The organism is Streptomyces sp. WAC 06738, from assembly GCF_003945505.1.
GTDB lineage: Bacteria > Actinomycetota > Actinomycetes > Streptomycetales > Streptomycetaceae > Streptomyces.
The window spans coordinates 95,460-120,404 of record NZ_CP029618.1; the positions used below are offsets into that span (position 1 = coordinate 95,460).

Annotated in this window: 9 protein-coding genes; 6 read left to right on the forward strand and 3 right to left on the reverse strand. The window is 74.2% G+C overall.

What is annotated here, in order from left to right:
• Positions 1–127 precede the first annotated feature (127 nt).
• Positions 128–583: a DUF1801 domain-containing protein gene (locus DMB38_RS00440; protein WP_125938724.1), complete on the forward strand. Its 456-nt coding sequence runs from the start codon at positions 128–130 to the stop codon at positions 581–583.
• On the opposite strand, the gene DMB38_RS00445 is transcribed toward DMB38_RS00440, so the two are convergent.
• Positions 576–3,458: a LuxR C-terminal-related transcriptional regulator gene (locus tag DMB38_RS00445; protein ID WP_125933454.1), complete on the reverse strand. Its 2,883-nt coding sequence runs from the start codon at positions 3,456–3,458 to the stop codon at positions 576–578. The genes DMB38_RS00440 and DMB38_RS00445 overlap by 8 nt on opposite strands.
• Positions 3,459–3,600: 142 nt before the next feature.
• Between DMB38_RS00445 and DMB38_RS00450 the strand changes: the two genes are divergently transcribed.
• Positions 3,601–4,068, forward strand: coding sequence for a pyridoxamine 5'-phosphate oxidase family protein (locus DMB38_RS00450; protein ID WP_125933455.1), 468 nt, complete (start codon positions 3,601–3,603; stop codon positions 4,066–4,068).
• A gap of 321 nt (positions 4,069–4,389) precedes the next feature.
• Here DMB38_RS00450 and DMB38_RS00455 read toward each other — a convergent pair whose 3' ends face one another.
• Positions 4,390–4,650 (reverse strand): DUF6059 family protein, encoded by a 261-nt coding sequence (locus DMB38_RS00455; RefSeq protein ID WP_125933456.1) that lies wholly within the window; start codon positions 4,648–4,650, stop codon positions 4,390–4,392.
• A gap of 421 nt (positions 4,651–5,071) precedes the next feature.
• Here DMB38_RS00455 and DMB38_RS00460 point away from each other — a divergent pair, with 421 nt between their 5' ends.
• The 4 genes from DMB38_RS00460 to DMB38_RS00475 all read left to right on the forward strand — a co-directional run bounded on the left by DMB38_RS00460 (position 5,072) and on the right by DMB38_RS00475 (position 9,960).
• Positions 5,072–7,801 (forward strand): LuxR family transcriptional regulator, encoded by a 2,730-nt coding sequence (locus DMB38_RS00460; protein ID WP_125933457.1) that lies wholly within the window; start codon positions 5,072–5,074, stop codon positions 7,799–7,801.
• 206 nt (positions 7,802–8,007) lie between these two features.
• The gene (locus DMB38_RS00465; protein WP_240661869.1) at positions 8,008–8,790 is read left to right on the forward strand and encodes an alpha/beta fold hydrolase; all 783 of its coding nucleotides are present in this window, start codon (positions 8,008–8,010) and stop codon (positions 8,788–8,790) included.
• Between the two features lie 28 nt (positions 8,791–8,818).
• Positions 8,819–9,046, forward strand: a complete 228-nt coding sequence (locus DMB38_RS00470; RefSeq protein WP_047014281.1) for an acyl carrier protein — start codon at positions 8,819–8,821, stop codon at positions 9,044–9,046.
• Positions 9,043–9,960, forward strand: a complete 918-nt coding sequence (locus DMB38_RS00475) for a 2-oxo acid dehydrogenase subunit E2 (RefSeq protein WP_125933459.1) — start codon at positions 9,043–9,045, stop codon at positions 9,958–9,960. The genes DMB38_RS00470 and DMB38_RS00475 overlap by 4 nt, the downstream gene beginning before the upstream one ends.
• Before the next feature lie 127 nt (positions 9,961–10,087).
• On the opposite strand, the gene DMB38_RS00480 is transcribed toward DMB38_RS00475, so the two are convergent.
• Complete coding sequence (locus DMB38_RS00480) at positions 10,088–24,940, reverse strand: type I polyketide synthase (RefSeq protein ID WP_240661871.1); 14,853 nt, start codon at positions 24,938–24,940, stop codon at positions 10,088–10,090.
• Positions 24,941–24,945 lie beyond the last annotated feature (5 nt).

Consider the following 24,945-nt stretch of genomic DNA (forward strand, 5'->3'; position numbering starts at 1 on the left):
GCGGGTACGTCCGTGACGGATTCCGTGGTGGGCACGGAGGCGTTCCGCGGCTCTCCGGAGCGAGGCTGTGCGCATGGCGATCGGCCCGGTGAAGGACCGGGCCGGAGCCGGGAAGGCGGGAGTGATCATGGGCACGAGCGAGACCGGTGGCGCGTACGAGGGGTTCTCGGCCGAGGAGCGGGCCGCGATGAAGGAGTACGCCCAGGAGCGGAAGAAGGCGGCGCGCCGCGGCTCGAAGGCGGACAAGGCGGCGGAGGCGGTGCGGGACGTGCTCGCGAAGATCGCGGAGATGGACGGCTCGGACCGGGTCATGGCCGAGCGGATCCACGCGGTCGTCACGGCGACGGCGCCGGAGCTGGCGCCGAAGACCTGGTACGGCATGCCGGCGTACGCGCGGGACGGCAAGGTCGTCTGCTTCTTCCAGAGCGCGGGGAAGTTCAACGCGCGCTACGCGACGCTGGGGTTCAGCGATCTGGCGAACCTGGACGAGGGCACGATGTGGGCGGCGGGCTTCGCGCTGACCGAGGTGACGGACGAGGTGGAGGCGCGGATCGCGGCGCTGGTGAAGCAGGCGGTCAGCTAGCCGGGCGCGGGCGCCGCCGCGGCGGCGGTCCGGCGTCCTCGGGTGCGGCGTCCTTCCGCTCCGCGTCCTGCGGTCCGGCGTCCCGCGTGCCCGTGTCGTCCGGTACGAGGCCGAGGCCGGCCAGCGCCGCCTCCCCCGTCGCGGTGTGGTCGCCGCCGGCGAGCAGCAGCGTCCGGGCCGCCTGGTACGGACTCCCCGCCGCGGCGAACGCCCCCGCGAGGGCGGGCAGCCGCGACAGGTCGCCGTCGAGCAGCGCTTCGGCGCGGTCCACCTGGGCGGCGGCGACCGGGTTGCCGGTGACGACGCCGCGGGCCGCGGCGATCCGCTCGCGGGCGGCCGGGTGGCCGGCGAGCACCGCCGCCTCCGCGCGCAGCGCGACGTACCAGTGCAGCCAGATCCAGCACACCCACTTCCACACCTCCTCCGGCTCGGGCGCGACCCGCTCCAGCGCGGCCCGCGCGTCGCCGCGGTGGAGCAGGACGGTGGCGTCGAAGACCGCGCCGTAGCCGTGCCGGTGCTCCGGCGTGGTGTCCGCGCGGGCGGCGAGGGCGAGCCAGGTGGCGCGGGCGGTGTCGTCGCCGCGCAGCCCGTGGACCATGGCGACCGACGCGGCTCCGGCGGCGAGGGAGAGGGACTGCTGCCCGCCGCTGTGCTCGAAGGAGTCGCGGAAGCGGACGGCGTGGGCGAGGGCTTCGTCGGCGCGGCCGGCGAAGGCGTCGGCGACGAGCAGCCACGAGGTGGCGTGGTGGCCTGCTTCTGCGAGCAGCGGGTGCTCGGCGAGTTCCCTGCCCCACTCGCGGGCGCGCTCCAGTTCCCCGGCGCCGACCGCGGTGCCGGCGGCCATGGCGAGGGCGTCCATCCGCTCGTGGGTGGCGGCGGGCGTGGGCGGCAGGGGCGCCAGCGCCTCGGTCCTGCGGCGGGTGGCGGATGCGGTGGCGAAGGCGTCGCCGGCCCAGCTCAGGGCGCCGGACAGGGCGTCGAGGGCGGCGGACTCCGTCACCGGGTCGGCCGCGCGGCGGGCCAGGGCGACGGCCCGTTCGACGCGCTCGATCGTCTCCGCCACGGCGTTCTCCGCGTCGCCCTGCACGGCGCCGTACGCGTCGCTGACCACCGCCGCCTCGGCCAGCGCGACGGCCGCGGCCGCGCGGGCGTCGGCGCCGGCCAGCTCCCGGGCGCGGGCGAGCATCGCGGTGACCTCGGTGACGGCGGGGAGCCGGACGAAGGAGGTCGAGAAGCGGTACGCGGCGGTGGCGGCCTCGGCGAGATCGCGGCCGGCGGCCGCGGGGTCGCCCGCGCGCTCGGCGGCCTCCGCGGCGGCGCGGTGCAGGCGGTACACGTCGTCGCCGAGCCGCCGGCAGCCGGCGACCGCCGCGGCCTGCCGCAGCGCGACCGCGGCGCCATCGTCATCGGCGAGGGCCGCGGCCTGCTCGTACCGCTGCTGGGCCTCGCCGAGCAGGGTGCGGGTGAACGCCAGCCCGGCCAGCGACAGGGCGAGCCGGTGGGCGCCGGCGCGCAGCTCCGGCCGGGCAGCGGCCCAGCCGAGCGCGACCCGCAGGTCCTCGGCGAGGTCGTCGAACCGGGCGCGCCAGTCCGGGCCGCCGGCGCCGGTCAGCTCCTCGGCGGCGGCGGTGCACCAACCGAGGTGGCGGGTGCGTACGGCGGTCTCCTCGCCCGCGGCGGCGAGGTGCCCGGCCCCGTACTGGCGGATGGTCTCCAGGGCCCGGTAGCGGGTGCCGGCCGCGGTCGGGGCGACGGCGAGGAGGCTCTGCTCGGCGAGCCGGCCGAGGCCGTCGGCGACGGCGGCGGCGTCCTGCGGGCCGTCTCCGGCGACCTCGGCCGCCGCCGCGGCGGTGAACGGCGAGACGAACACCGACACCCGGCGCAGCAGCGCCTGGTCCTCCGGCTCCAGCAGGTCGTGGCTCCAGTCGAGGACCGCGCGCACCGAGCGGTGGCGGTCGTCCGCGCGGGCGCCGCCGGTGAGGATCCGGAGCTGGTCGCCGAGGCCCGCGGTCAAGCCGTCGAGCCCGAGCGTGGCCCAGCGGGCGGCGGCCAGCTCGATGGCCAGCGCCATGCCGTCGAGCCGTTCGCAGACGGCCGCGACGCCCGCGCTCGCGCCCGGTCCCGGCGGCCAGCCGACCGCGGCGGCGCGGTCCATGAACAGGGCCACGGCGTCGGATTCGTCGCCGCCGTCGCGGGACAGCGGGGGCACCGGGAAGGCGCGTTCGAAGGGGGCCAGGAGGCGGGCCCTGCTGGTGGCGAGCACGCGCAGCTTGGGGCAGGCGGCGAGCAGCCGCTCCAGGAGCGGGGCGACTCCTTCGCGTACGTGCTCGCAGTTGTCCAGGACGAGCAGGGCGTCGTGGTCCGCGAGCGCGGCGAGTACGGCGTCGTCCACGTCGCGTCCCGGCTGCTCGCCCACGCCCACCGCGGCGGCGACCGCGGCGCCCACCCGTGCCGGTTCGGTGACCGGGACCAGGTCGGCGAACCACACGCCGTCGGCGAACTCGCCGGCCAGGTCGCCGGCGACGGCGAGCGCGAGGCGGGTCTTGCCGACGCCCCCGGGGCCCACGGCGGTCACCTGCCGCCGTTCCCGTACGGCGGCGGCCAGCTCGGCGCGCTCCCGCGCGCGGCCGACGAACGAGGTGAGCGGCGCGGGCAGGGCGGGCGCGGCCTGCCCGGGGCGGGCGGTGGAGGCGGCCGCGTGGCGGGCGAGGGCGCGCCGGTCGGGCAGGTGCAGCTTGCGCAGGAGGGAGGAGACGTGCGATTCGACGGTGCGTACGGAGATGAAGAGGCGGCCGGCGATCTCGGCGTTGCTCAGGTGCTCGCCGAGGAGCGCGAGCACTTCGGCTTCGCGGGCGGAGATCGGCGGGGTGGACACGATCTCATTATCCGCGGTGTTCTCCGTGGTCAGCACGGAGGCGGTGCGGGGGTGGGCGGGGCGAGGCTGTGGTGGCGATCGGGCCCGGTGCGGTTCCGGCCGGCGGATCGCGTACGAGCCTCACGACGACCAGGAGCGAGAGATGACCGCAGCCACGCACCCCGCCGAGCCCCGCACCCGCGCGCTGCGCCGCCGGGACACCGAGCACCGGCTGGCCCACGACGTCGACGTCTGGGTGGCGAGCGCGGCGCCGGACGGCATGCCGTATCTCGTACCGCTGTCGTTCTCCTGGGACGGCGAGGCGCTGTGGGTGGCGACGCCCGCGGAGAGCCAGACCGGCAGGAACCTGGCCGCGACCGGAACCGCGCGGCTGGCGCTGGGGCCGACGCGGGACGTCACGGTGATCGACGGCGAGGTCGAGTTCTTCGAGCTGGAGGCGCTGCCGCGGGAGCACGGGGACCGCTTCGCGGCGCGCTCGGGCTTCGACCCGCGCGGGCTGGCCGCCCGGTACCGCTGGTTCCGGATCACCCCGCGGCGGATCCAGGCGTGGCGCGAGGTGAACGAGCTGCCGGGGCGCGAGCTGATGCGCGGTGGCCGCTGGCTGGACTGACACCGCGGCCCCGCTGTGTCGCGCTTCACACCCTCCCGGAGGCGGGCATGGAACAACCGGAGGTCACCTCCCGTTGAACCGGGCGTGGGTACGGAGGGAACAGTGTCCCCGGGCCTCACCTCTCGCCCGTGGGGAAGATCGTTCGGCTGAAGCCCCATGGAGCCTTTCGCCGCGAGGCGACCGCCCTCCGTATCCCCTCAGACCGCCCCGGTCGGATCCCCCCTCCGACCGGGGCTTCCCCTTTGCCGCCTGCCGCGTACGGCGGCCCCTTCGTCCTCGTACGGGCTCTGCCCGGGTGCCTGACCGCCGGTGTCCGTGCGGCTACGCCCCCGGGCCCTTCTCCTCGCCGATGGCGTCGGGCAGGGCTATGTCGTCCAACTGGCGGCGCAGGGCCTCCTCTTGCTCCGTGAGCGGGACGTCGGGGCGCAGCCGTTCGGGGTGCCCCGGGACGGGACCCGGTGGAGGCGGAGGCGGGGGCGGGGGCGAGGCAGGGGGCGCGGGCGGGATGAAGAACCAGACCCGGCCGAGCGACGTCAAGGCTTCCTGCAGCGCGCGCAGCAGCCAGGCAAGGGCAGCAACCATCCGGGCAGACTGTTGCGCGGCGCCAAAGTCCCGCCAAAATCTCGCTGCGCCACCCCCTACGGACCGTCCGCGGCGCCACGATGGGACCCGCGGGCGCACCTCGGGGGCTCACGCGCCGTCCGGTACGCCCACCTTCGCTCCCGTAAGTCGGGAGCGGCGCTCGCGGACCGATGCGATTGTCCCAGGGGATGTATACTCCGCAGCACCACGACAAGGCCAGGATGAATGGCGCAAAACGGACCTAGGCATAATCTCGGGACCTGAGAAAACCCGGCCTTGCGTAACCAAACTCGACCTGTGAAACTACTAACCGAATACGCGGTACGGTGCTTCCCCTGAGCGCCGTATGACCTGGACTTGCTCAGGCGCAATCGATTCCCACGACGAATCAATTGTGCCAACGGGAGGTGAGTAATCCGGTATGGCTTTCGTCATCCGTGCGGCCGAATTCGAGGCGCTGCGGTCTGCTTTCTCTCGCTGTCTCCACGGAATGTCGCGCACAATTCTGATCGAAGGCGGCGTGGGGTGCGGCAAGAGCGCTCTTTTACACGCCATCACAGAACACGCGGCCGATATGGGCGCGACCATTCTCAGCGTCCAGGGCAGGAGCACCGCGGCGCACCCGCCCATCTCCCTGTTCCAGCAGCTCGTCGCGCAGGTGCCCGCCCCGCCGCCCGGCGAGGGCCCCGCGGGGGCCACGCCCGCGCTGCAGTTCAGTGCCGCGCTGCCGCATGTCGCGGAGAACGGCGCGGTGGTGATCAGCATCGACGACGTGCAGGACATCCCCTGGTCCGAGCTGGACTTCCTGCTCCAGGCGGTCGGCTGGCACCGCAGCCGGCGCACCCTCATCCTGCTGTCCCACTGCCCGCACCTGCGCCATCGCGACCAGCCGGTCAAGACGGAGCTGCTGCGGCGGCCGAACGCCCAGCGCATCCACCTGGGTCCGCTGGACGAGCGCGGGGTGCGGGCGGCGGTCACCACGCGCGTCAACCGCCCGCACGAGCAGTGGATCGAGCTGCTGCACCACCTCAGCGGCGGCAGCCCGCTGCTGCTGCGCGCGCTCCTCGAGGACCTGCGGGACGAGGACATGGAGGCCCGGCCGACGGGCGCGGAGTCCGCGGCGGAGCTGGGGATGTACGGCCGTGCCGTCGTGTCCTGCCTTTACCGCAGCGGCGCCACCGCCGTGGAGCTGGGGCGGCTCATCTCCGTGCTCGGGGATTCCGCGGCGCCCGAGCTGCTGTCGGGCATGACGCGTATTTCACCGGCCGTCATGGACCAGCAGTTGGAGGCGCTGCGCCACTCCGGCCTCCTGGACGGTACGAATTTCCGGCACGAGAGCGCTCCCCGGGAAATTCTTGCGGACCTCGGCACCCTGCAGCGAAACGAATTGCACCGGCGCGCGGCGGTGGTCCAGAACAATGCCGGCAGTCCCACCACGGAAGTCGCCCGGCATCTCCTCGCCGCCCGGCACGCGGCGGAGGCGTGGCAGCGGTCCGCGTTGCGCGACGCCGCGGAGACGGCCATCGGACAGGAAGACATACGGCTGGCCGTCAGGTATCTCGAACTGGCGCTGGAAAACAGCCCGAGCGGCCCGGACCGTATCGAGATATACATGCGCCTGGCGCTCATCACGCAGCGCATCAGCCCCGCGGCCACGGAAATCCGGCATCTCACCGCATTGCTCAGCGCCTTCCACGCGGGCAAGATGCCGAGCACGGCGTACGACGGCCTCGCGGACCTGCTCTTCAGCTACGGCAAGGTCGAGGAGGCGTTCGCCGTGCTGCAGCGGCAGGGCGCCGAGTCGAGCGCCGCGGACGTGCGCGCCGGCGACCACCCCAGCATCGCCTGGCTGTGGGCCTGGTACAGCCACCATTCATCCGGGCAGGACTGCCGGGAGGCCGGTCAGGAGGGCGAGGCGCAGAACGCGCGGCTCCCGCCGGCCGACGGCGGCTCGCAGAGCCCGTACGCGTCGGCGACTTCCCTCTTCAAGACCTTCGAGGGCACGTTCCTCTTCGGCGGACGGGGCGACTGGGCCGCCGCCGCCGAGAACCTGCTGGAGGTCTCGACCCTCTCCGACGCCACGGTCTGGTCGCTGGCGAGCTCGATCAAGGCCCTCGTCATCGCGGACCGGCTCGACGCGGCCTGGCAGTGGTGCGAGTGGCTGGTCAAGGAGTCGGCGAGCCGGGACGCGCCCGGCTGGCAGGCGATCTTCTCGCTCCAGCAGGCGATCGTCGCGCTGCGGCAGGGCAAGCTGGCCGCCGGCCTGGACTGCGTCCGGCTGGTGGAGAGCGTCATCACGGAGCGCAGCACGGGCTACGCGTGCGCGGCCGAGGCCGTACTCGCGGCGCTGCACATGGAGATGGGGCGCTATAACGAGGTGGCGCGGGTGTTCGCCAAGCCGATTCCCCCGGCGTGGGAGAAGAGCGTCTACTGGATGAGCTACCTCTGCATCCGCGGCTGCTTCCACCTCGCCACGAACAGGCCGCACTCGGCGCTCGCGGACTTCCTGCGGATCGGGAAGGTCGCCGAGCGCACCCTGGTCGACCACCCCACGCTGGTGCCCTGGCGGCTCTACGTCGCCCAGGCGTGGCTGCACCTGGGCGACCAGCAGATGTCCGCCCGCATGCTCGCCGAACACACGGCCCGCGCCCCCGGCCACGGCGGTCGCGACCACGCGATGGTGCTGCGGCTACAGGCCCGGCTGGCGCCGCCGCACAAGCGCCCCGGGCTGCTGTTCCGGGCGATGGACGAACTCCTCGCCACCGGCGACCGGTTGGACCAGGCGCGTACGCTGCACGAACTCGGCGTCGCGCTGCGCGGGCTCGGGCACGAATCCTGGGCCGCCAGGGCGCAGGCCGCGGGCGCGCACATCGCCCGCAACTGCCTGCCCGACCAGGCCGTGGCGCGCACGCCCGTACCGGAACGGACCAGCAAGGCCGTGCACGACACCCTGGGCAAGGAGCGGCTGCTCACCCGGGCCGAGCACCGCGTGGCCGCGCTCGTCGCCAAGGGCCTGACCAACCGTCAGGTCGCGAACCGGCTGCACATCACCGTGAGCACCGTCGAGCAGCACCTCACCCGCATCTACCAGAAACTCGGCATCTCCCAGCGCGCCGACATCGGCACACGGCTGAAGAGCATCCCGCCCTGACCACCGCACGCCGCGGGGGCGCGGCCGTCGCCGGCACCGCGCCCCCTGGCACCGTCCCCCGGTCCGTACCTCTTTAGAAGCTCTTTGTCGGGCTTTCAACCGGTGTCCGTAGCGTCGCGGTCCACAAGCGAGTCGGAGTGCTCAAGGTGCGCTCTCCACGTGTGCCGCCTCTCGCACCCGGGAGAGCGCGGGAAGGCGTTGGCACGGTGCCCACTGAGATCCCGTTCGACGAGACGTGGCTGCGCCGCTTCGGCACGGCCCGGCAGCCGGACGTACGGCTTGTCTGCCTGCCCCACGCGGGCGGCGCGGCGACCACGTTCTTCCCGCTGCAGCGGGAACTGCCGCCGTCGGTCGAGTTGGTGGCCGTGCAGTACCCGGGCCGGCACGACCGCAGGCACGAGCAGCCGCTGCGCGACGTCCGCACCCTCGCCGACCGCGTGGCTGCCGCGCTCAGGCCGCTGACCGACCTGCCCCTGGTCCTCTTCGGGCACAGCATGGGCGCGGTCGTCGGCTTCGAGACCGCCGCCCGGCTGGAGCGGGACGGCGCCAACCCGCCCCTCGGGCTGGTCGCCTCGGGCCGGCACTCGCCGGCGACGCCGCGCGTCGAGACCGTGCACCAGCGCGACGACGACGGGCTCATCGACGAGATCACCAAGCTGAGCGGCACCGACCCGCAGATCCTCGCCGACCCGGACATGCGCGCCATGATCCTTCCGGCGCTGCGCGCCGACTACACCGCCGTGGAGACGTACCGCTACGACCGGAGCTTCCTGCTGCGCTGCCCCGTCAGCGTCTTCACCGGCACCGCGGACCCGAAGGTGACCGAGCACGAGGCGGCGGCCTGGGAGCCGCTGACCTCCGGCGCGTTCCGCATCGAGCGGTTCCCCGGTGGCCACTTCTACCTCGACGGCGCGGAGCGGGCCGTCGCCACCGCCCTCCTGCGCGACATCCGGGCGTTCACGAACGCGCCCGCGACGCAGCCCCGTTGACCCATCCCCGAAAGGTAGTGCCCGCTTCATGACGACCATCGACGATCTTGTGGTGCTGATCCGTGACGAACTGGGGCTGCCGGTGTCCGTCGAGGACGCCGACCGGCCTCTGGACGAGATCGCCGGCTGGGACTCGGTGCACCTGCTCTGGCTGACGGCGGCCATCGAGCGCCGCACCGGCCGCAGCGTGTCGCTGCCGGACCTGCTGGAGGCCGGCAGCCTCAGCGGCATCCACAAGGCGGCGGTCGCGGCGTGAGCGTCAGCCGCTTCCCCGCAGAGCGCCGCCACACGCTCTACCACTGCGACGAGATACGGGCCTCTGCGCCGGTCTTCCTCGACACCGAGGTGGACATGAGCCGGATCCAGGAGCACCGGGCGGAGGCCCGGCTCGCCGGCCGCCGGTACTCGGTCGTCTCGTACGTCCTCAAGGCGTCCGGCAGCGTGCTGGCCGCGCACCCGGAGGCCAACGCGGCCATCCGCGGCCGGCTCCGCCCCAAGGTCGCGCGCTACGCGACCGTCGGCGGCAAGGTGACGCTGGACAAGACCCTGGGCGGGCGCCGCGTGGTGCTGTCCTCGGTCGTGCCGAGGCTGGAGCAGTCGAGCCTGGACGACGTGCAGCAGCATGTGGACCGGCTGCGCGACGGGGACCCCGAGACGATGCCGGAGTTCGAGGCGGTGCGCAAGCTGCACCGGCTGCCCGTGCCGGTGGGCCGCACGCTGTTCCGGCTGGCGACGCGGTCGTTCGCGCACCGGCCCGAGCTGCGGGGCACCGTCGCCGTCACCTCGCTGGGCCACCGCGCGGTGGACGGCTTCCACTCGGTCGGCGGCACGACCGTCACGCTGGGCCTCGGGCGGATCGTGGACCGCCCGGTCGTCAGGGACGGTGCCGTCGTGGTAGCGCCGGTGATGCGGCTGAGCCTCGCCTTCGACCACCGGGTGATCGACGGGGCGGAGGCGGCCGACGTGCTGTCCGAACTCAAGGACTTCCTGGAGGGGTACGCGCCGGAGGCGGCCCCCGAGACGGCTGCCGCCGGGGAGGCGGACGTCGCCGAGCCGGTCGCGGAAGAGCCGTCCGGGGAGCCTGCCGCGGAGGAACCTGCCGCTCAGGAGGAGGTCGTGCACGAGGCGGTCGACGCCCGCGACCCGGCCTCGCCCGCTCCGAGCACCTGACCCTCTCCGCACCGCACCCGCGGGGGTTCGACACCCCCGCCGCCTGCCCCGCCGGCCCGCGTACTCTCGTCGCGGGCCGGCGGTCTTTTCGTCCGCCCCGGTCCACCGGCCGGGGCGGACGCGGGAGTCAGTCCCGGCCCAGCTCCCGGTCGATCATCGCGAACATCTCCTCGTCGCTCGCCGCGTCCAGCGCGTCGCCGGGCTCCCCGGCCGTCGCGCCGGCCTCCTGCGCCCCGCCCTGCCGCACGTCTTCGAGCTGCCACAGCAGGGCCTTCAGCCGCGCGGCGAGCCGCGTCTGCTCCTGCTCGTCGAGCGCGCCCGCGGCCAGCATGTCCTCCAGCTCGCCGAGGCTGCCCGCCCCGGCGTCCGCAGGGGCTGCCGCGGCCGGTGCGCCCGGCAGCTCTCCGTCGACCAGGGCGGCGAGCGCCTCCGCTGTCGGGTTGTCGAAGACGGCCGTGGCAGGGAGCCGCAGGCCGGTCGCGGCGTTGAGCCGGTTGCGCAGTTCCACGGCGGCCAGCGAGTCGAAGCCGATGGTCTTGAACGCGGCATCGCGCGGTACGGAGTTGGCCGAGCCGTGCCCGAGCACAGCGGCTGCGTGCGTACGTACGAGACGCACCAGCGCCTCCGCCCGTTCCGCCGCCGGCAGCTCCGTGAGCTGCGCCCGCGAGCCGCCCGCCGCGGTCGAGTCGTCCGCCGCGGCCGTGCGCCGCGCCGGCCTGACCACCTGCCGGAGCACCGCAGGCACCGCCACGCCCTCCTCGGCGCGCGTGCTCAGCCGCGCGGGCACCACGGTGGCATCGCCCAGCGCCACGGCCTCGTCGAGCAGCGCCAGGCCCTCGTCGGTGGCCAGCGGCAGGATGCCGGTGCGGCTCAGCCGGGCCACGTCCGCGTCGCTGAGGTGGCCGGACAGCTCGCTCTCCTCGGCCCAGTAGCCCCAGGCGAGCGAGACCGCCGGCCGGCCCTGGGCCTGCCTGCGCTGCGCCAGCCCGTCCAGCCAGGCGTTGGCGGCGGCGTAGTTGCCCTGCCCCGCCGTGCCGAGGGTGCCGGCGATGGACGAGAACAGCACGAAGCCGCCGAGGTCGAGGCCGCGGGTCAGCTCGTCCAGGTGCGCGACCGCGTCCACCTTGGGTGCCAGCACCCGGTCGACGGCGGCACCGTCGAGCGTCTCGACGGTGCCGTCCGCGGTCACGCCCGCCGCGTGCACGACGGCGGTGAGCGGGTGCTCCGCCGGTACGCCGGCCAGGAGCCGTACGACGTCCTCGCGCCGCGACACGTCGCACGCGGCGATGGTGGCCTCGGCCCCGAGCGCGGCGAGCTCGGCCCGGAGCGCCGCGGCCCCGGGCGCGTCCATCCCGCGGCGGCTGGTGAGCAGCAGGTGCCGTACGCCGTGGACGGTCGCCAGGTGGCGTGCGACCTGCGCGCCCAGCGCGCCCGTGCCGCCGGTGACGAGCACCGTGCCGGCGGGGTTCGGCGGCACCGGTACGGTCAGCACGATCTTGCCGACGTGCCGGGCCTGGCTCATGAAGCGGTACGCCTCGGGCGCGCGCCGCACGTCCCAGGTGCGCAGCGGCAGCGGGGTGAGCACGTCCGACTCCAGCAGCGTGACGATCTCGGCGAGCATCTCGCGGATCCGGTCGGGGCCCGCCTCCATCAGGTCGAACGCCTGGTAGGCGACCCCCGGGTGCCGCTCCGCGACGTCGGCGGCGGCGCGGATGTCGGTCTTGCCCATCTCCACGAACCGCCCGCCCGCGGGGAGCAGTTCGAGCGAGGCGTCCACGAACTCCCGGGCCAGCGAGTTGAGGACGACGTTCATGCCGGCGCCGCCGGACGCGCGCCGGAACCGCTCGACGAAGTCGAGGTCGCGCGAGGAGGCAATGCGCTCCTCCGGCAGCCCCAGCTCGCGCAGCAGCCCCTGCTTCGGCGGGCTGGCCGTGGCGTACACGTCCGCGCCCCAGTGCCGCGCCAGTTGGACGGCCGCCATGCCGACGCCGCCGGTGGCGGCGTGCACGAGCACCGCGTCGCCCTTGGCCAGCCGGCCCAGGTCGCGCAGGCCGTAGTACGCGGTGAGGAAGACGACGGGCACGGCGGCGGCCTGCGCGAACGTCCAGCCCTCCGGCATCGGCGCCAGCATGCGCCGGTCGGCGACGGCGACCGGGCCGAAGGAGTGCGGGAGGAGGCCGAGCACCCGGTCGCCGGGCGCGAGGTCCGTCACGCCCGGGCCCACCTCGGTGACGACGCCGGCGCCCTCGCTGCCCATGATCTGCTCGCCGGGGTACATCCCGAGCGCCATGAGCACGTCGCGGAAGTTGAGCCCGGCGGCGCGCACGGACACCCGCACCGTGCCGGGGGCGAGCGGCGCCAACGCCTCGGGCGCGGGCAGCAGTCGCAAGGACTCGATGGTGCCGGGCGTCGCGGTGTCCAGCCGCCAGGCGCCCGCGTCGGCGGGCGGGGTCAGCGGCGGATCGTCGCGGAGGTGGGTGAGGAGGGGGGTGTGCGCGGTGCCGTGGTGGAGGGCGAGTTGGGGGTGGGTGAGCGCGTGGGCGAGGGCGTTCGGGAGGTGGGTGCGGGTGTCGGGGTGGTCGTCGGTGTCGACCAGGTGGATACGGCCCGGGTGCTCGGCCTGCGCGGAGCGGGCCAGGCCCCAGAGCGCGGTGTGCGCGGGGTCGGTCGCGGGGTCGGGGTCGGTGGGCAGGGCGTGGGCGTGGCGGGTGAGGAGGACGAGGGGGGTGTCGGTGAGTCGGGGTTCGGCGAGGTACTGCTGGAGGAGGGTGAGCAGGTCGTGTACGGCCTGGTGGGCGGCGGCGGGGGTGGGGGCGCCGGGTGCGGGGGCGTAGACGACGGCGGTGGGCTGGTCGTCGGTGGCGAGGAGCGCGGTGAGGTCGGGGTGGTGCTGGGCGGCGGTGTCGGGGACCGGCGCGGCGGGGCCGAGGGTGGCCCAGCCGGTGAGGTCCGTCGCGTCGGCCGGGAGTTGCTGCGGGGTCCAGCGCAGGGCGTAGAGGTGGTCGGGGATGCCGGTCGGCCGGGGGCCGGCGGGCAGGGTGCGCAGGGTCAGCTCGCCGACCTCGGCGACGAGGCCGCCCTGCGTGTCGTAGAGGGTGATCTCGACGGTGTCGGGGCCGACGGTGGTGGCCCTGACGCGCAGGTGGCTGGCGGCGGTGGCGTGCAGCGCCACCTTGGACCACGAGAACGGCACGCGGATACCGGCGTCGGGACTGTCGCCGCTGTCGACGAGGAGCGTGTGAAGGGCGGCGTCGAGGAGGGCCGGGTGAAGCCCGAAGGCGTCCGGTCCGTGTTCTCCCGTGTGCTCCTCCGGCAGTACGACCTCGGCATAGCGGGTCGTCCCGTCCTGCCAGAGCGCGGTCAGACCGCGGAAGCCGGAGCCGTACTCGTAGCCCTGCTTCTCCAGCCAGCCGTACGTGTCGGTGAGGTCCACGCTCGTGGCGCCCGCGGGGGGCCATGCGGCCTGCCACGGTTCGCCGTTCGTGTCGTCGGTGGCGGGGGTGAGGCGGCCGGTGGCGTGCCGGGTGAACGGGCGATCGGGATCGTCGTCGGGACGGGCGTGCACGCTGACCGTACGAGCCGAGTCGTCGTCCCCGGCGGGGTCGACGGTGACCTGGATCTGCACGCCTCCGGTCTCCGGCAGCTCCAACGGGGCTTCCAGGGTGAGGTCTTCGAGAACGGGGCAGCCGGCCTCGTCCCCTGCCCGCAGCGCCATCTCCACCAACGCGGCCCCCGGGACCAGCACACGGCCCTGGATCCGATGCCCCGCAAGCCAGCCGTGCTCGGCACGCGAAATACGACCGGTCAGCACCACCGCACCCGACGACGCCACGGTCACCGCCGCACCCAACAGCCCATGCCCGAAGGCCCCCAGGCCGAGACCCGCCGGGTCACCCGCGGAGACGGGGCCGGACAGCCAGTAGCGGCGGTGCTGGAACGCGTACGTCGGCAGCGCGACCCTCCGGCCGCCGGACCCCGCGAACACCGCGTGCCAGTCCACGCGCGCCCCGGCGGCGTAGGCGGAGCCCACACCGGACATCAGCATGGCCGCGGCACGGGAGCCCGCCGCGCCGTTCGGCTCCTCGTCGCGCGGTGCGCGGGAGAGGGCGATCCACTGGATCGGCGCGTCCGGGAGACATTCCTGTCCCATGGCGGTCAGGACCGGGGCGGGCCCCACCTCGATGAACATCGACGCGCCGCTGCGGGCGGCGGCCTGGACGCCGTCCGCGAAGCGGACCGCCTCGCGTACGTGGCGGACCCAGTACTCGGGATCGCAGACCGTCTCCGCATCGGCAAGCAGGCCGGTGACGTTCGAGACCAGCGTCAGGGAGGGCCGGTGGTACTCGATGTCCTCGGCGACTCGGCGGAAGTCGGCAAGCATCGGCTCGATGAGCGGCGAGTGGAAGGCGTGGGAGACACGCAGCCGCCGGGCCCGGCCGCCGTCCGCCTCCCAGCGCGACACCAGCCCCTCAATCTCCCGCTCATCGCCGGAAATGACCACCGACCGCGGTCCGTTCACCGCCGCCACGTCGACCTGGGAACTGCCCTCCACCAGAGCACGGACCTCATCCAGACTGCCGCGCAGCGACACCATCGCACCACCCGGCGGCAGCGCATCCATCAACCGCCCGCGAGCGGCCACCAGACGGCACGCATCTTCCAGCGACCACACCCCCGCGCAGTGCGCAGCGGCCAGCTCACCGACCGAGTGGCCCACGAGAACACCCGGCTCCACACCCCAGGCACGGAGCTGGCGGAACATCGCCACCTCGAACGCGAACAACCCCGGCTGCGTGAACTCCGTCCGATGAATGAACCCACCCGCGCCCGCATCGGCCAGCACCTCACCCAACGGCCGACTCAGCAGCCCATCGAACCCCCCACAAACCTCCTCGAACACCTCACGGAAAACCCCAAAACCCGTAAGCCCCGCACCCATCCCCGGCCACTGCGCACCCTGACCGGTGAAGAGAAGACCCACACCGCCGCCCGGCGCCACCGGCGCGGCCTCTCCCTCGGCCAACCGCGCGAGCCCGGCGCCGAGTTCGTCCGCGTCGGAACCGACGAGCACGGCCCGGTAGTCGCCCGTCGCCCTCGACAGCAGCGACGAACCGATGTCGACCGGCGAGACCCCTCCCCCGGCCGCCGTCACGAACTCCGCCAGCCGCGCCGCCTGATCCCGCAACGCCTCCGCGCTGCGCGCCGACACCACCCACGGCACCACCGGAAGCGGAGCCGAACCCGGCTCCTCGCGCACCGGCTCGGCTGCCGGCTGCTCCAGGATGACGTGCGCGTTCGTGCCGCTGATCCCGAACGACGACACCGCCGCCCGCCGCGGCTCACCCGTCTCCGGCCACTCCCGCGCCTCCGTCAACAGCGACACCGCACCCGCATCCCAGTCGACATGCGTGCTCGGCGTGTCCACGTGCAGGGTCTGCGGCAGTGCGCCGTGCCGCATCGCCTCGATCATCTTGATCACGCCCGCGACACCGGCCGCGGCCTGCGTGTGGCCGAGGTTCGACTTGATCGAGCCGAGCCACAGCGGCCGGTCGTCGGAGTGCTCCCGCCCGTACGTCGCCAGCAGCGCTTCCGCCTCGATGGGGTCGCCGAGCTTGGTCCCGGTCCCGTGGCCCTCGACCACGTCGACCTGTCCGGCGCTCAGTCCCGCGCTGGCCAGCGCCTGCTGGATGACCCGCTGCTGAGACGGCCCGTTGGGCGCGGTCAGCCCGTTCGACGCACCGTCCTGGTTGACGGCGGAGCCGCGGAGCACGGCCAGCACCTCGTGCCCCTGCCGCCGCGCCTCCGACAGCCGCTCCACCAGCAGCAGCCCGACACCCTCGCTCCAGCCCGTACCGTCCGCACCCTCCGCGAACGCCTTGCAGCGGCCGTCCGGCGAAAGACCCCGCTGCCGCGAGAACTCCACGAAGGTGTTCGGCGTCGCCATCACGGTGACGCCGCCGACGAGCGCCCGATCGCACTCCCCGTTCCGCATCGCCTGTGCCGCCAGGTGCAGCGCGACGAGCGACGAGGAGCACGCGGTGTCGATCGTCATCGCCGGGCCTTCGAGCCCGAACGCGTACGCCACCCGTCCCGACAGCACGCTCGACAGGTTCCCCGTCAGCGCGTAGCCCTCGATCTCCTGCCGTTCGGTCGACATGCGGGGCGCGTAGTCGTGGTACATGACGCCCACGTAGACGCCGGTGCGGCTGCCGCGCAGGCTGTCGGGGTCCACACCCGCGCGCTCACACGCCTCCCACGACGCCTCCAGCACCAACCGCTGCTGCGGATCCATCGCCAGCGCCTCACGCGGCGACACACCGAAGAACTCCGCATCGAAATCCCCCGCATCATGCAGAAACCCGCCATGACGCGCATACGACTTCCCCGACTTACCCGGATCCGCATCGAACAGATCGGCCCCCCAGCCGCGATCGACCGGGAACTCCGAGATCCCCTCGCCGCCGGACCAGACCATGTCCCATAGCTCCGCCGGCGAGGTGACGCCGCCGGGATAGCGGCACGCCATCCCCACGACGACCACGGGGTCGTCCGCGTCCACGGCGGTCACGGGCGCCGTCGCGGCGGAGGCGGTGGCGGCTCCGAGGACTTCCTCGCGCAGGTGGCGGGCGAGGCCGGCGGGCGTGGGGTAGTTGAAGACGACCGTGGGGGCGAGGCGCACGCCTGCCGCGGCGTTGACCCGGTTGCGCAGCTCGACGGCGGTCAGGGAGTCGAATCCGAGTGCCTTGAAGTCCTGGTCGGCGTCGACGGCTGCGGCGTCGTCGTAGCCGAGGACCAGCGCGGCCTGGGTGCGGACGAGCCCGACCAGCTCGGCGTCCTGAGCCTCCGCGTCGAGCCCCGCCAGCCGGGCGGCGAGAGCGGACGTGCCGGTCGCGGTCCCTGCCGCCGCGACCCGGCGGGCGCGGCGGCGGGGGGCGAAGTCGCGGAGGAGGTAGGGGACTTCGCCGGCCTCGGCCTGCGCGCGGAGCGCGGGGAGGTCCATGCGTACGGGGACGAGGTTCGGCGTACGGGTGCGGAGGGCCGCGTCGAAGGAGGCGAGCCCGAGTTCCGGCGTCAGGGGGGCGATGCCGCTGCGGTGCCAGCGCGCGAGTTCGGCCTCGCCGAGCGCGGCGCCCATGCCGCCGCTGCCGCCGACGTCGCCCCACAGGCCCCACGCCAGGGCCTGTCCCGGCAGGCCCTGGGCCCGGCGGCGGGCGGCCAAAGCATCGAGCCAGGCGTTGGCCGCGGCGTAGTTGCCCTGGCCCGGAGTGCCGAGCACGCCGGCGATCGAGGAGAAGAGGACGAAGGCGTCGAGGTCGAGGTCGCGCGTCAGCTCGTCGAGGTGCGACGCGGCGTCGATCTTGGGGGCCAGGACGTCGCGCAGCGCCTCGGGGGTGAGGGACGCGATCGTGGCGTCGGCGACGACGCCTGCGGCGTGGATGACCGCGGTCAGCGGGCGGTCGTCGGGCAGGTCCGCGAGCATCCGGGCCACGGCGTCGCGGTCGGTGAGGTCGCAGCGGGCGAACGTGGCCTCCGCGCCCGCCGCCCGCAGTTCCTCCTGGAGTTCGGGCGCTCCGGGCGTGTCGATGCCGCGGCGGCCGGCGAGCAGCAGGTGCCGTACGCCGTGCGCCGCCACCAGGTGACGCGCGACCAGCCCGCCCAGCGCCCCGGCCCCGCCGGTGATCAGCACGGTGCCGTTGCGGCGGCCGAGTGCCTGTACCGCGTCGCCCGGGGGCGGCAGGTGGGTGAGGTGCGGGGTGTGGGGGGTGCCGACGTGGAGGGCGAGTTGGGGGGAGGTCAGCGCGTGGGCGAGGACGCGCGGGAGGTGGGTGCGGGTATCGGGGTGGTCGTCGGTGTCGACCAGGTGGATACGGTCCGGCTGCTCGGCCTGCGCCGTGCGGGCCAGGCCCCAGAGCGCCGCGTGTACGGGGTCGGGCTCGGCGGTGTGGGCGTGGCGAGTGAGGAGGACGAGGGGGGTGTCGGCCAGGCGGGGTTCGGCGAGGTAGTCCTGCAACAGGCTGAGCAGGTCGCGTACGGCCTGGTGGGCGGCGGCGGGGGTGGGGGCGCCGGGTGCGGGGGCGTAGACGACGGCGGTGGGCTGGTCGTCGGTGGCGAGGAGCGCGGTGAGGTCGGGGTGGTGCTGGGCGGCGGTGTCGGGGACCGGCGCGGCGGGGCCGAGGGTGGCCCAGCCGGTGAGGTCCGTCGCGTCGGCCGGGAGTTGCTGCGGGGTCCAGCGCAGGGTGTACAGCTCTGCGGTGGCCTGGGGCTCGGCCGCGAGAGTACGCAGGGTCAGTTCGCCGATCTCGGCGACCGGCCCGCCTTCGGCATCGTAGAGGGTGATCTCGACGGTGTCGGGGCCGACGGTGGTGGCCCTGACGCGCAGGTGGCTGGCGGCGGTGGCGTGCAGCGCCACCTTGGACCACGAGAACGGCACGCGGATACCGGCGTCGGGACTGTCGCCGCTGTCGACAAGGAGGGTGTGGAGGGCGGCGTCGAGGAGAGCGGGGTGAAGCCCGAAAGCGTCCGGTCCGTGTTCTCCCGTGTGCTCCTCCGGCAGTACGACCTCGGCATAGCGGGTCGAGCCGTCCCGCCAGAGCGCGGTCAGGCCCTGGAAGCCGGAGCCGTAGTCGTAACCGAACTCGGTCAGGCGGTCGTACGCGCCCGCCAGGTCTGCGCCTGCGGCCCCGGCGGGCGGCCATGCGCCCTGCCACGGTTCGCCGGTCGCGTCGTCGCTGGCGGGGGTGAGGCGGCCGGTGGCGTGCCGGGTGAACGGGCGATCAGGGTCGTCATCCGGACGGGCGTGCACCGTGACCGTACGAGCCGATCCGTCGCCCTCGGGGGGATCGACGGTGACCTGGATCTGCACGCCTCCGGTCTCCGGCAGCTCCAACGGGGCTTCGAGGGTGAGGTCTTCGAGAACGGGGCAGCCGGCCTCGTCCCCTGCCCGCAGCGCCATCTCCACCAACGCGGCCCCCGGGACCAGCACACGGCCCTGGATCCGATGCCCCGCAAGCCAGCCGTGCTCGGCACGCGAAATACGACCGGTCAGCACCACCGCACCCGACGACGCCACGGTCACCGCCGCACCCAACAGCCCATGCCCGAACGCACCGAGACCGAGACCCGCCGGATCGCCGCCCGACGCCGGCCCGGACAGCCAGTAGCGGCGCCTCTGGAAGGCGTACGTGGGCAGCGCGACCGGCTTTCCGTCGATGCCGCCGAACACCGCGCGCCAATCCACGCGCGCTCCCGCAGAGAATGCGGCACCGACGCCGGACATCAGTACACCGGCCGCACGCACATCTTCGCGCGCAAATTCTTCGTTTGCCTTCGCAGATTGTTCGACCCGCGATTCCTTCTTTTCTTCCCGGGGTGCGCGGGAGAGGGCGACCCACTTGACGGGCTCGTCCGGGAGACATTCCTGTCCCATGGCGATCAGGACCGGAGCGGGCCCCACCTCCACGAAAACGGAGACGCCCGTACGCGCTGCCGACTCCACGCCGTCCGCGAAGCGGACTGCCTCGCGTACGTGGCGGACCCAGTACTCGGGATCGCAGACCGTCTCCGCGTCAGCAAGCAGGCCGGTGACGTTCGAGACCAGCGTCAGGGAGGGCCGGTGGTACTCGACGTCCTCGGCGACTCGGCGGAAGTCGGCAAGCATCGGCTCGATGAGCGGCGAGTGGAAGGCGTGGGAGACGCGCAGCCGCCGGGCCCGGCCGCCGTCCGCCTCCCAGCGCGACACCAGCCCCTCGATCTCCCGCTCATCGCCGGAGATCACCACCGACCGCGGTCCGTTCACCGCCGCCACGTCGACCTGGGAACTGCCCTCCACCAGAGCACGGACCTCATCCAGACTGCCGCGCAGCGACACCATCGCACCACCCGGCGGCAGCGCATCCATCAACCGCCCGCGGGCAGCCACCAGACGGCACGCATCTTCCAGCGACCACACCCCCGCGCAGTGCGCAGCGGCCAGCTCACCGACCGAGTGGCCCACGAGAACACCCGGCTCCACACCCCAGGCACGGAGCTGGCGGAACATCGCCACCTCGAACGCGAACAACCCCGGCTGCGTGAACTCCGTCCGATGAATGAACCCACCCGCGCCCGCATCGGCCAGCACCTCACCCAACGGCCGACTCAGCAGCCCGTCGAACCCCGCACAGACCTCCTCGAACACCTCACGGAAAACCCCAAAACCCGTAAGCCCCGCACCCATCCCCGGCCACTGCGCACCCTGACCGGTGAAGAGAAGACCCACACCGCCGCCCGGCGATGCGGGGGAGCGCTCGGAGTCGTCCGCCGCCACCCGGGCCAGCGCGCTCTGCAACTCCTCGGTGTCGGAGCCCGCCACCACGGCCCGGTAGTCGCCCGTCGACCGGGACAGCAGCGAAAGCCCCACGTCGACCGGAGACACCTCTCCCCCGGCCGCCGCGACGAACTCCCCCAGCCGCGATGCCTGTTCCCGCAACGCCTCCGCGCTACGCGCCGACACCACCCACGGCACCACCGGAAGCACTCCGGACCGCTCGGCAGGCGTCCGCTCTTCCTCCGGTGCCGCCTCAAGGATCACGTGCGCGTTCGTGCCGCTGATCCCGAACGACGACACCGCCGCCCGCCGCGGCTCACCCGTCTCCGGCCACTCCCGCGCCTCCGTCAACAGCGACACCGCACCCGCATCCCAGTCCACGTGCGTGGTGGGCTGATCGACGTGCAACGTCTGCGGGAGGGCCCCGCGCCGCATCGCCTCGACCATCTTGATCATGCCCGCGACGCCGGCCGCGGCCTGGGTGTGACCGATGTTGGACTTCAACGACCCCAGCCACAGCGGCCGTTCCGCCGAGTGCTCACGCCCGTACGTCGCCAGCAGCGCCTGCGCCTCGATCGGGTCGCCGAGCTTGGTCCCGGTCCCGTGCGCCTCCACCGCGTCGACCTGCCCGGCACCGAGTCCCGCACTGGCCAGCGCCTGCTGGATGACCCGCTGCTGGGACGGCCCGTTGGGCGCGGTCAGCCCATTCGACGCACCGTCCTGGTTGACCGCCGAGCCCTTCAGCACAGCCAGCACCTCGTGCCCCCGCCGCCGCGCCTCCGACAGCCGCTCCACCAGCAGCAGCCCGACACCCTCGGCCCAGCCCGTGCCGTCCGCACCCTCCGCGAACGCCTTGCAGCGGCCGTCCGGCGAGAGACCCCGCTGCCGCGAGAACTCCAGGAACATCCCGGGCGAGCCCATGACCGTGACACCGCCGACGAACGCCCGGTCGCACTCGCCGTTCCGCAGCGCCTGGGCCGCGAGGTGGACGGCGACGAGCGACGACGAGCACGCGGTGTCGATCGTCACCGCCGGGCCTTCGAGACCGAACGCGTACGCCACCCGGCCCGACAGCACGCTGACCGTGGTGCCGGTGAGCAGATGCCCGTCGTGGCCGTCGTGCCCGTCGGCGAGCCGGGGACCGTACTCCTGCGCGGTGGCGCCGATGTAGACGCCGGTGCGGCTGCCGCGCAGGCTGTCGGGGTCCACACCCGCGCGCTCACACGCCTCCCACGACGCCTCCAGCACCAACCGCTGCTGCGGATCCATCGCCAGCGCCTCACGCGGCGACACACCGAAGAACTCCGCATCGAAATCCCCCGCATCATGCAGAAACCCGCCATGACGCGCATACGACTTCCCCGACTTACCCGGATCCGCATCGAAGAGATCGGCGCCCCAGCCGCGATCGACCGGGAACTCCGAGATCCCCTCGCGCCCCGACCACACCAGGTCCCACAGCTCGTCCGGCGACGTCACACCGCCCGGATAGCGGCACGCCATCCCCACCACCACGACCGGATCGTCCGCGTCCACGGCGGTGGCCGTCGTCGTGACGCCGTCGTCGGCGCCGGTGAGCCGGGCGTGCAGGTGGGCGGCGAGGCGTTCGGGGGTGGGGTGGTCGAAGAGGACGGAGCTGGGCAGGTCGAGGCCGGTGGCGTCGGCCAGCCGGTCCCGGAGGGTGACGGCGGAGATCGAGTCGAAGCCCAGGTCGCGGAAGGCGCGGCGGACCTCGACGGCCGACGCGTCGGCGTACCCGAGGACCCCGGCGGTCTCGCCCACGACGAGCGCCAGGGTCTCCGCCGGGTCGCCGCCCGCACCGGGGGCGGGGGCCGCGGGAGCGGCGGAAGCCGGCGCGTCAGTACGCGCCCCGCCGGGGCCTTCGGCCGGGGGCACCGCCGGGGCCTGCCGCTCCCCCGTCAGCCAGTGGCGCTCGCGCTGGAACGCGTACGTCGGCAAGTCGACATGTCCGGCGCCCGCGCCCTGGAACACGGCGGACCAGTCGACGGCCACGCCGTGCAGATGGGCCCGTACGACCGCCGTCAGCACCTCGCGCACCTCGGGCGTGCCGCCGCGGCGCAGCGGTACGGTCACGGCGCTGGGCAGGCAGTCCTTGGCCATGGCGGACAGGACGCCGTCCGGGCCGATCTCCACGAGCGTGGTGACGCCGGCCGCGCCCAGCCAGCGCACGCCGTCGTGGAAGCGGACGGTCCTGCGGACGTGCCGCACCCAGTAGCCGGGGTCGCAGACCTCGTCGGCGCCGATCTCCTGGCCGTCGAGGTTGGAGACGATCGGGATGCGCGGCGGCCGGAAGTCCAGCTCTGCGGCGACGGCGGCGAAGTCGGCGAGCATGCCGTCCATGTGCGCGGAGTGGAAGGCGTGGCTCACCCGCAGCCGGCGCGTCTTCCAGTCCCGCTCCGCGCACACCGCGGCCAGCCGCTCGACCGCCTCGGCGTCGCCGGAAACGACCGTCGCCGCCGGGCCGTTGACGGCGGCGACGTCCAGCCCGGAGAGGGCGTCGGGTCCCGTGAGCAGCGCCTCGACCTCGTCGGCCGGCGCGCGCACGGACATCATCGCGCCGCCCTCCGGCAGCGCCTGCATGAGCCCGCCGCGCGCCGCGACCAGGCGGCAGGCGTCGGGCAGGGTGAGCACGCCGGCGACGTGGGCGGCGGCGAGTTCGCCGATGGAGTGTCCTGCCACCACGTCCGGGCGCATGCCCCAGCTCTCCAGCAGCCGGAAGAGGGCGACCTCGAAGGCGAAGAGCGCGGGCTGGGCGTAGACCGTGCGGTGCAGCTCCGGGTCGTCGTCGGCGAACATCACGTCGCGCAGGGGGCGGTCGACGTACGGCGCGAGCGCGACGTCGAGCGCGGTGCACAGCTCGTCGAGTGCGGCGCGGAAGACCGGCCAGGTGGCGTGCAGTTCGCGGCCCATGCCCGCGCGCTGGCTGCCCTGGCCGGCGAAGAGGTGCGCGACGCGGCCGTCGCGGACGGTGCCGCGCAGGACGCCGGAGGCGGGGGTGTCGTCGGCGAGCGCCGCAAGTCCCGCGAGCAGGGCGTCGAGCGTGCCCCCTGCGGCCGGAGCCGTCGCCTCCGCGGGGGTGAGGGCGGGGAGGACGGCGGCCCGGTACTCGAAGGAAGCGCGGGTGGTGACGAGGGCGCGGGCGACGTCGACGGGAGGGGCGACGTCGCCTCGCGCGGTCAGGTGGTCGTGCAGCCGGCGCGCCTGGGCCCGCAGGGCGGCGGCGCTGCGGGCGGACAGGAGGAAGGGCAGCACGCCGGCGCCGGTGACGGGCGCCGCGGACTCCGTGGCGGCGTTCTCCTCGTGCTCGGCTCCTGCGGGACCGGCCGCGGCGTCCTCGCCCGGGGCCGGCGGTTCCGCCACCACCACGTGGGCGTTCGCCCCGCCCATCCCGAACGAGCTGACCCCCGCGATCAGCCGCCGGTCGGCGTGCGGCCACGGCCCGTGCTCCTCCTGCACCCGCAGCCCGAGGCCGGCGAGCGGGATCGCGGGGTTGGCGGAGCGGAAGTGGAGGCTGCGGGGCAGCTCCCGGTGGTGCAGGCTCAGCAGCGTCTTGATCAGGCCGGTGATGCCGGCCGCGCCTTCCAGGTGGCCGACGTTGGTCTTGGCGGAGCCGACGCGCAGCCGGTCCCCGTCGCCGCGTCCCGCGCCCAGGGTCTCGCCGAGGGCCGTCGCCTCGACGGGGTCGCCGAGCCGGGTGCCGGTGCCGTGCAGCTCGACGTACTGGACGTCGCCGGGGGCGATGCCGGCGCGCTCGCAGGCCAGCCGCAGCAGGTCGGTCTGGCCCCGGCCGCCCGGGGTGGTGAGGGTGTCCGTGGTGCCGTCGTTGTTGACGGCGCTGCCGAGGATGACGCCGAGCACGCGGTCGCCGTCGTCGAGGGCGTCGGCGAGCCGCTTGAGCAGCACGAGCCCGCCGCCCTCGCCGCGTACGTAGCCGTTGGCGCGGGCGTCGAAGGTGTGGCAGCGGCCGTCGGGCGACAGGGCGCCGAAGCTCTCGGTGATCTCGTAGCCGTCGGCGGTGAGGTTGAGGTTCACGCCGCCGGCCAGGGCGAGGTCCGCTTCGCCGCGCAGCAGGCTTTCGCAGGCGAGGTGGACGGCGGTGAGGGAGGAGGACTGCCCGGTGTCGACGGACATGCTGGGGCCGGTGAGGCCGAGGAGGTACGAGACGCGGTTGGCGATGATGCCGCGGTGCAGGCCGGTGGCGGTGTGCTGGCCGACGGCGGCCGGGCCGAGCTGCTGGGTGAGCCGGGCGTAGTCGTCGGCCATGGCACCGACGAACACCCCGGTGCGGGTGCCGGCGAGCGTCGCGGGCACGATGCCGGTCCGTTCCAGCGTCTCCCACGCCAGCTCCAGCACGAGGCGCTGCTGCGGGTCCATGGCGGCGGCCTCGCGCGGGCCGATGCCGAAGAAGGCGGGGTCGAAGAGGTCGACGTGGTCGAGGAATGCGCCGCGGCGCTCCTCCTGCCGCGCCTCCCCCGGTGCGTGCAGGTCGGGACGGTCTTCGGGGAGTCCGGTGACGGCGTCGCGGCCGTCGCGCAGCAGCTCCCAGAACGCCTCGGGCGTGTCAGCCTGCGGGAGACGGCAGGCCGTCCCGACCACGGCGATGGATGCCGGGCCTTCCGGTCGCGCGGGGGCCTGGGCCGCCGGTTCCGACACTGTCC

Excerpts from the sequence above, each read along its gene's own strand:
- DMB38_RS00440 (WP_125938724.1), top strand. The coding sequence starts at position 128 with ATGGGCACGAGCGAGACCGGTGGCGCGTACGAGGGGTTCTCGGCCGAG.
- DMB38_RS00450 (WP_125933455.1), top strand. The coding sequence starts at position 3,601 with ATGACCGCAGCCACGCACCCCGCCGAGCCCCGCACCCGCGCGCTGCGC.
- DMB38_RS00455 (WP_125933456.1), bottom strand. The coding sequence starts at position 4,650 with ATGGTTGCTGCCCTTGCCTGGCTGCTGCGCGCGCTGCAGGAAGCCTTG.
- DMB38_RS00460 (WP_125933457.1), top strand. The coding sequence starts at position 5,072 with ATGGCTTTCGTCATCCGTGCGGCCGAATTCGAGGCGCTGCGGTCTGCT.
- DMB38_RS00470 (WP_047014281.1), top strand. The coding sequence starts at position 8,819 with ATGACGACCATCGACGATCTTGTGGTGCTGATCCGTGACGAACTGGGG.